The organism is Actinomadura sp. 7K534 (assembly GCF_004348575.1).
Taxonomy (GTDB): Bacteria; Actinomycetota; Actinomycetes; order Streptosporangiales; family Streptosporangiaceae; genus Spirillospora; species Spirillospora livida.
Genome location: NZ_SMKB01000084.1, coordinates 19,372 through 27,788, shown reverse-complemented (window position 1 = coordinate 27,788; position 8,417 = coordinate 19,372). Strand labels below are relative to the sequence as shown.

Below are 8,417 nucleotides of genomic sequence, written 5' to 3'. Positions count from 1 at the left end.
GGCTGCTGGGTCTCCGGGGGCAGGGCGATGAAGATGGTCACCGTGTCGCCGGGGGCCACCACGGCGTCCGGGCCCGGCTGCTGGTTGAAGACCAGGCCGGGGGAGACCTGGCGGTCGGGCGGCGGGACTGCCTTCTCGACCTTGCACTTCAGCCCCAGGCCGTTCAGCTTGCCGCAGGCGGCCCGCTGGCTGTTGTTGAACAGGTCCGGCACCTTGAGCTCGCTCGGGCCGTTGGAGATGGTCACGGTGACCGTGGCGCCCTTCGGGGCCTTCGAGCCGCCGGACGGGTCGGTCGAGATGACGTTGAGCCGCGGCACGTCGTCGCTGGAGTCCACGCGCTTCTCGACCTCGAAGCCGCGCGCCTCCAGCAGCTTCTTCGCCTGGTCGTACGGCTTGCCGGTCACGTCCGGCACCTCGATCTCCGTGGGCGGCTTCTCGCCCCTGGAGACCACCAGCGTCACCGTCGCGCCCTCCGGGGCGTTCGCGCCCGGCCGCGGATCGGAGCTCATCACGAACCCGCGGCGGATCTCGTCGCTGTACTCGAGCTTGGGCTGGCCGACCTTGAAGCCGAGCTTGGTGAGCTGCGCCGTCGCGTCGGCCTGCGAGACGTTCACGATGCTGTTCGGGATGGCGACCTGCTCGGTCTCGTCGCCTCCGCCGCTCATCATCCAGCCGATGAGCGCCGCGCCGCCGATGAACAGCACGGCGAGGCCGACCCACAGCGCGGCCTTCTTGCCGGCGCCGCCGCGCTCGCCGTAGTCATCGTCGTCGTAGCGGGCCGGTGGCAGACCGTAGCCGTTGTCGACCGGCCGCTGCATCTGGGTGTGGGGCGGGGCGCCCCCCGGGTAGCCGCCCATGACCTGCGTGCCCTGGGCCGAGCCCATCAGCATCGTGGACGCGGCCGTCGACGCCACCGGCTGCCCCTGCAGGACGCGCTGGATCTCCTGCCGGAACTCGTTCGCGTTCTGGTAGCGGTGGTCGGCTTCCTTCGCCATCGCCTTCAGCACTATCGCGTCCGCCCACTGCGGGATCTGCGGATCGACCTGCGAGGGAGGGACGGGCTCTTCACGGACGTGCTGGTAGGCGATGGCCACCGGTGAGTCGCCGGTGAACGGGGGCTTGCCGGTGAGCAGCTCGTAGAGGACGCAGCCCGTCGAGTAGATGTCGCTGCGGGCGTCGACCCGCTCACCGCGCGCCTGCTCCGGCGAGAGGTACTGCGCGGTGCCGATGACCTGCGCGGTCTGCGTCATGGTGGCGGCCGAGTCGGCCATGGCCCGGGCGATGCCGAAGTCCATGACCTTGACCTCGTGCTGCCGGGTCATCATCACGTTGGCCGGCTTGATGTCGCGGTGCACGATCCCGCCGCGGTGGCTGTAGTCCAGCGCGCGCAGGATGCCGTCGGTGACCTCGAGCGCCTTGTCGGGAAGCAGCGCGCGGTTCTCCCGCAGCAGGTCGCGCAGCGTGCTCCCGTCCACGTACTCCATGACGATGTACGGGATGGAGGTGTCGCCGATCATGTCCTCGCCGGTGTCGTACACGGCGATGACCGAGGGATGGTTCAGCGACGCGGCCGACTGGGCCTCGCGCCGGAACCGGGCCTGGAACGTGGGATCGCGAGCCAGGTCGGACCGCAGCGTCTTGACCGCTACCACGCGATCCAGCCGCAGATCTCGGGCACGGTAGACCTCGGCCATGCCGCCCCGCCCGATCACCGTTTCGAGCTCGTAGCGGCCGCCGAGCAGCCGAGGTTGACTCATATGTGCACTTTCCCTCGTACGTCTACACCTTGTCCTCCGAACCTAGCTTCCCGCTCAGTTCCGGAGAGGGATCCGGGCTCGGAGTTGACGGAGTCGTGGTGCTCTCCGTCGGAGTGGGTGTTGGCTCTGGGGCGGTGGGAGTCGCCCGGGGCGGTTTGCTTGATGGCTTACGTGATGGGGACGCTTCGCGGGTGTCCGGCGTTGACGGACGGATCCTACGCGTCGGGGCGCGCGACGTGGCACTCGGTCTCGGTGTACTGGGGGTCCGGTACGTGGGCGGGCTGGTCGCCGGGGTGCTCGGGGGGACGACCGGGTCGTCGCCGGCGTCGTCCCCGACCGGCAGTGTGGCGGGAGATCCGGGTGGATCCCGCTCGTCCTGGCCGGAACCCGCGAACGCGAACCCCCTCAGCAGGGATCCGGCCACGAGGGCACAGACCAGGAGCACCGCCGCGACCGACGCGTACGTCAGTGCGGCGCGCCGTTGCCCGCGCACTGACCCCGAGGCGAGGTTATCCGCCCCCGCGGCAGCGTCAAATCCCGACAAAGCCGTCGATTGAGTAACGATCTTCGATCTGGGGTGCCGACCAGGGGGAACGGCCCGCGGACCCACCCGCGGAATTCGTCCCGTGCTGAGGGCCGCGCGGATCGCCAGGGCGCGGTCGGCGACCATGCCCGCGTTCGCCGGCCGGTCCGCCGGGTCCTTGGCGAGCAGCTGCATGATCAGCTCGCGGGCGGCCGCCGGGACCCGCGGCGGCAGCTCGGCCGGCGCGTCCCGGACGTGCTTCAGCGCCACCTCCACGGGCGTCGACCCGTCGAACGGCGGCGCGCCCGTCAGGCACTCGTAGGCCACCGCGCCCAGCGAGTACAGGTCCGCGGCCGGGGACAGCCGGTGCCCCTGCGCCTGCTCCGGCGAGATGTAGTGCGCCGTCCCCATGACCATCCCGGTCTGGGTCTGCGACGCCGCCGCCAGCCGCCGCGCGATCCCGAAGTCGGTGATCTTCAGGGTGCCGTCCGGGGACACCATCAGGTTCGCCGGCTTGATGTCGCGGTGCACGACCCCCGCGTCGTGCGCGACGGTCAGCGCCTGCCCCGCCTGCACCATCATGTCCAGCACGGCCTCCAGCGGAAGCCCGCCGTCCCGCGCCAGGATCTCGTCCAGGGGCTCGCCCGGCACCAGCTCCATCACCAGGTACGCCCGGCCGTCGTGCTCGCCGAAGTCGTACGCCCCGGCGATCCCCGGGTGCCGCAGCTCCGCCGCGAACCGCGCCTCCGACTCGAACCGGCCCCGCGCCCGCGCGTCCGACCCCAGCTCCAGCCGCAGCAGCTTCACCGCCACCTGCTGCCCGAGCAGCTCGTCGGACGCCCGCCAGACCTCGCCCATCCCGCCGATCGCCAGCCGCTCCAGCAGCCGGTACCGGTCGTTGAGGACGAGGTCCCCGCTCACTTCTGCAAGACCTTAGCCATGATCGCCCCCGCGAGGGGGCCGGCGTCGCCGCCACCGGAGCCCGGGCCCTCGGTCATCACGGCGAACGCGTAGCGCGGGTTCTCCACCGGGCTGAACCCGATGAACCAGCGCGCGTTCGGGTTGCCCGGGCCCTGCTCGGCCGTGCCGGTCTTGCCGGCGATGCGCATGCCGGACAGGTTCTTCGCGGTGCCCTCGGAGATCACTGCGCGCATCATGTCCTCCAGCTGCTCCGCCTGGCCGCCGGTGATCGGCTGGGCGAACTGCTCCGGCGAGGCGTTGTACAGCTCACTCTGGTCCTTCGCACGGACCTTCTGCACCACGAACGGGCTCATGATCTTGCCTTCGTTGGCGACCGCGGCCGCGACCATCGCCATCTGCAGCGGGGTGGCGCGCACGTTCTCCTGCCCGATGCCGGAGCGGGCCGTCCCGTCCTGGCCGGTCGGGGTCGTCTTGCCCTCCGCGTCCGTGTACGACACCGGGACGGAGCTCTCGGCCGCGTACATGTCCGGCTCCAGCTCGATGCGCTTGCCGAACCCGAACTTCCCGGAGCTGTCGGACAGCTGCTGGATGCCCATGTCGAGCGCCATCTTCCCGAACGAGGTGTTGCACGACTCGGCGAACGCGCCGCGCAGCGGGGCGGTGCCCGCGCAGCTCCCGCTGTCGTGCGAGTTCGGCAGCGGACGGCCCGACTCCGGCAGGATCAGCTGCCCGGTCTGGATGGTGGACCCGCTGTCGATGCCGAGCTCCTGCATCGCGGCCGCCGCCGTCACCGTCTTGTACGACGAACCGGGCGGGAACGTCTGGCTCAGCGCGTTGTCGACCAGCGGCTTGATCACGCCCTCGCCGTCGTTCAGCTGCTCCAGCCGCTTGCCGCCCTTCTCGCCCTGCTGCGGCGCGACCTCGTTCGGGTCGAACGACGGCCACGACGCCGCCACCTTCAGCGCGCCCGTCCGCACGTCCATCACCACGGCGCCGCCGCGGCGGCCCGGCGACGTCTTGCCCCGCAGCAGCTGGTACGCGGTCCGCTGCGCCTCCGGGTCGATCGTCAGCTCGAGGTTCGCGCCGTCGGCCGGCTTGCCGATGAACGTGTCGAACCAGCGCTGCTGCGTGATGCGCGTGTCCTTGCCGCTCAGCAGCGAGTTGTAGGCCCGCTCGACGCCCGACGCGCCGCCGTTGAAGTACCCCGTCACCGGCGCGAAGATCGGGCCGTCCTTGTACGTGCGGCCGTACTTCGGGTTGTCCTTGCCGGTCGGCTTCGACGTCACCAGGACCTCGCCGCCCGCGGAGATCTGCCCGCGCGGGTGGTTGAACACGTCGGTGAACTGCCGGCTGTTGTTGGCGTCGGTGCGCAGGTCCTCCGCCTGGCTGCCCTGGACGTAGTTGATCTGCACCATCAGCCCGAAGAACAGCAGCATCGCGAAGATCGCCACCCGCCGGACCGGCTTGTCCATGTTCATACGGCTTCCCCCCGCTCGGCCGTGCCGCAGCCCCGAACCGCGCGGACATCCCCCGTCACGTGCTCGTTCATCGGACCGAAGTCACCTCGTGCTCACGATCTGCGTCATGCCCTCGTCCTGGATCGCCTGCGGGGCCGGCTTGCGCGCGTCATGGCTCATCCGCACCAGGATCGCGATCAGGATCCAGTTGGCCATCAGCGACGAGCCGCCCTGGGACAGGAACGGCGTCGTCAGGCCGGTGAGCGGGATGAGCCGGGTGACGCCCCCGACGATCACGAAGACCTGGAGGGCCACGACGAACGACACACCGCCCGCGAACAGCTTCAGGAACGGGTCGCGCGCCGCCACGGCCGTCTTCATCCCGCGCTGCACGATCAACGCGTAGATCAGCAGCAGCGCCATCAGCCCGGTCAGCCCGAGCTCCTCGCCGATCGAGTCGAAGATGAAGTCGCTGAACGACAGCGGCGTCCGCCACGGCTCGCCCTGCCCGAAGCCCGTCCCGAGGACGCCGCCCTCGGCGAGCGAGAACAGCCCCTTCATCAGCTGCGCGCTGTCGGCGTAGTCGCCGCCGAGCTCGGCGCAGGCGGTGAAGCCGGGCGAGACCGAGCCCTCGGTGTCGTACTTCTCGTAGATCTCCGTGTTCGGGTTGACCGGGACGACCTTGCCGCTCTCCAGCAGGCAGCCGCCGTCGAAGTACGGCTTCGGGTTCAGCCAGATGTCGATGCGCTGGTTCACGTGGCCCATGAACGGCAGCAGCGTCGAGATGAACACGCCGAACGCCAGCAGCCCGACACCGATCACGACCCAGGAGATGCGCTGGGTCGCGATGTAGAGCATCGACACGAACAGGCCGAAGAACAGCAGCGCGGTGCCGAGGTCCTTCTGCAGGAACAGCACGCCCAGGCAGAAGAACCAGATCACCATGATCGGGCCGAGGTCACGGCCGCGCGGCAGGCTGAACGGGCCGACCTTCTTGCCGATCAGCGACATCGCCTGCCGCTTGTTCACCAGGTAGCCGGCGAAGAACACGACCAGCAGGATCTTCGCGAACTCCCCCGGCTGCACCGAGAACGGCCCGACGCTGATCCACACGCGGGCGCCGTTGATCTGCTGCCCGATGCCCGGGACGATCGGCAGCAGCAGCAGGATGACCGCCGTGAGCCCGATCAGGTACGTGTAGCGCTGCGCGGTCTTCGGCGTGAACGACATCGGGGCGTCGGTCTTGTCGGTGTCCCGCATGATCAGCACCGCGGCGACGAACAGCCCGATGCCGACGAACGTCCACATCAGCTGGCTCGGCGCGTCGGCGGCGTCCGCGAGCAGCTTCTTGCCGGCCGCCGCGGCGGCCTTGCGGTCGGCGCTGGTGTCCAGGTCGAGCCGGTAGATCATCGCCAGCCCGATGCCGTTCAGCGCCACCGCCAGCGGCAGCAGCAGCGGGTCCGCGTAGGGCGTGAACTTCGCCTGGACGAAGTACGCGATGAGCGCCAGCACGACCAGGCCGCCGCCGTACACGAACAACCCGCCGGGGATGCTGCCGTCCCGGGCGAGGCCGACCTCCGCGAACGCCGACAGCGTCAGCACCATCGCGAAGATCAGCAAAGCCAGCGAGGCCGCGTTCCGCCGTTGGTACGGCAGCCGCGACCTGATCTGCTCCCCGAGCTGGTGCATCTACGATTTCCCTCCGTTGGAGGGGCAGTCCGGGATGCGCGAGTTCGGTGTCTTGCACTGGTCGCGGCGGGTGGTGAGCTCCTGAAGCTTCTGCTCCGCCGCCGCCTGCCCGATGAACGCCATGTCGCCCTTGCCGATCGCCGTCGCGTCCGACCCCGGCAGCTCGCCCACCGGGACCTCACTCGTTTTGACGGTCGCCTGCCGGCAGTTGTTCTGGTCCTTGCCCTTGACGATGGCGACCTTGCCGCCGCTGTCGACGAGGGAGTACTTGCAGACGGCGCTCTCCAGCGCCTTCCACGCGTCGCCGGGGCTGTCCACCGTGTAGGTCTGCCGGACCTGCTGCTGAAGATCCTGGGGGAGGTCCGCTACCATGATCGGCGGGCTGGGCTGGTTCTTATCCGCGCGGGACAGGCTCAGGCCGGGCACCTCCTGCGTCGTCCCGCGGAACAGGACGACCCTGCCGTCCCGCTCGCCGATGTAGTAGCCGTTCCGGACGTTCTGCACCAGCACGAACCCGCCCGCGACGACGCCCACCACGACCACGCCGGCGACGACGACCAGCCACGTCCAGCGCCGCGCGCCGCGCCGCGGCCGCTCCATCCCCGCCTGCTGCGCCGCGCCCGGCGGCGGGCCCATCGGGTCGCCCATCGGCGCCGGGGCCGGAGGCGGCGGCATCTCGTCCACGGCGACCGGCGGCTGCGGCCGCGTGTCGCGCAGCTGCGCCGCGCGCCCGGCGGGCGTGTCCGCCGCCGTGGTGTTCGCGCCCGGGCCGCCGCCCGGCGGCTCCGGCGGCGACGCGTTCGCCGCCGCGCCCACCGCCTGGCCGGGCCCGCCCGTCGGCGGCTGCCGGTCGAGGTCGATGACGTCCGCCACCACGCAGGTGATGTTGTCGGGGCCGCCGCCGCGGTTTGCCAGGTCGATCAGCTGCCGGACGGCCTGGTCCGGCTCGTCCACGTCGGTGAGCACCTGGAAGATCGTCTCCGCCGTGACGACGCCCGACAGGCCGTCCGAGCACAGCAGGTATCGGTCGCCGACCTGCGCCTCCCGCAGCGACAGGTCGGGGTCGACCTCGCCGCGGCCGTCCAGCGCCCGCAGCAGCAGCGACCGCTGCGGGTGCGACGCCGCCTCGTCCGGGCTGATCCGCCCCTCGTCGACGAGCGACTGCACCAGCGTGTGGTCGTGCGTTATCTGGAACAGGCTGCCGTCCCGCAGCAGGTACGCGCGGGAGTCCCCGATGTGCACCAGCGCGACCTGGTTGCCCGCCCACAGCATCGCGGTGAGGGTCGTCCCCATGCCCTGCAGGGCGGGGTCGGACTCCACGATGCGGTGCAGGTTGTCGTTGGCGGCCTTGACGGTGTGCTCCAGCGCCGCCAGCAGCTCTGTCGCGGGGAGGTCCTTGTCGAGCGCGCGCAGCGCCTCGATCGCCGCGGCGCTCGCGATCTCGCCGCCGACGTGCCCGCCCATCCCGTCGGCCACCGCGAGCAGGTGCGCGCCCGCGTACGCCGAGTCCTCGTTGCCCTCGCGCAGCATGCCGACGTCGGAGCGTGCCGCGTAGCGGATTCCCAGAGTCATTTGCGCAGCTCGATCACGGTCTTGCCGATACGGACCGGTACGCCCGGTGGAATCGGCATCGGCCGGCTCACCTTCGTGCGTCCGAGGTACGTCCCATTGGTCGAGCCGAGATCTTCCACGATCCACTGACCGTCCTGCGCATAAAGTCGGGCATGCCGGCTCGAAGCGTAGTCGTCGGTGACAACGAGCGTGGCGTCATTCGCCCGACCAATGGTGATAGGCACCCCCGTGAGGTCTATGACGGTGCCGGCGCGCTCGCCCTGGACGACCACCAGTTTCGTCGGGGCGCCCTGCTGGGCGCTGCGCTGCGGCCGCGGCGGCTTGGGCTGCCTGGCCGCCCTGGGGGGCCGGGGCTGGGACGCGCGACTGGCCGCCTTCGACGCGGCCTTCGAGCCGAACAGGTCGGCCCGGATCACGCCGACGGCCGCGATGACGAACAGCCACAGCACCGCGAGGAACGCCAGCTTGATCAGCGTGAGGGTGAATGGGGACATCGGA

Annotated in this window: 6 protein-coding genes; all 6 read right to left on the bottom strand. The window is 70.7% G+C overall.

Annotation, left to right across the window (positions count from 1 at the left end):
- On the bottom strand, positions 1-1,757 hold a 1,757-nt coding region (gene pknB, locus E1266_RS18240; RefSeq protein WP_132048483.1), incomplete at its 3' end, for a Stk1 family PASTA domain-containing Ser/Thr kinase.
- A gap of 22 nt (positions 1,758-1,779) precedes the next feature.
- On the bottom strand, positions 1,780-3,201 hold the full coding sequence (locus tag E1266_RS18235; protein WP_132048481.1) for a serine/threonine-protein kinase: 1,422 nt from the start codon (positions 3,199-3,201) through the stop codon (positions 1,780-1,782).
- On the bottom strand, positions 3,198-4,679 hold the full coding sequence (locus tag E1266_RS18230; RefSeq protein ID WP_132048479.1) for a penicillin-binding transpeptidase domain-containing protein: 1,482 nt from the start codon (positions 4,677-4,679) through the stop codon (positions 3,198-3,200). The genes E1266_RS18235 and E1266_RS18230 overlap by 4 nt, the downstream gene beginning before the upstream one ends.
- 81 nt (positions 4,680-4,760) lie before the next feature.
- The gene (locus E1266_RS18225; protein WP_132048477.1) at positions 4,761-6,347 is read right to left on the bottom strand and encodes an FtsW/RodA/SpoVE family cell cycle protein; all 1,587 of its coding nucleotides are present in this window, start codon (positions 6,345-6,347) and stop codon (positions 4,761-4,763) included.
- The gene (locus E1266_RS18220) at positions 6,348-7,919 is read right to left on the bottom strand and encodes a Stp1/IreP family PP2C-type Ser/Thr phosphatase (protein WP_132048475.1); all 1,572 of its coding nucleotides are present in this window, start codon (positions 7,917-7,919) and stop codon (positions 6,348-6,350) included.
- Positions 7,916-8,413, bottom strand: coding sequence for an FHA domain-containing protein (locus E1266_RS18215; protein ID WP_132048473.1), 498 nt, complete (start codon positions 8,411-8,413; stop codon positions 7,916-7,918). Before E1266_RS18215 ends, E1266_RS18220 begins: the two co-directional genes overlap by 4 nt.
- Positions 8,414-8,417: the final 4 nt, after the last annotated feature.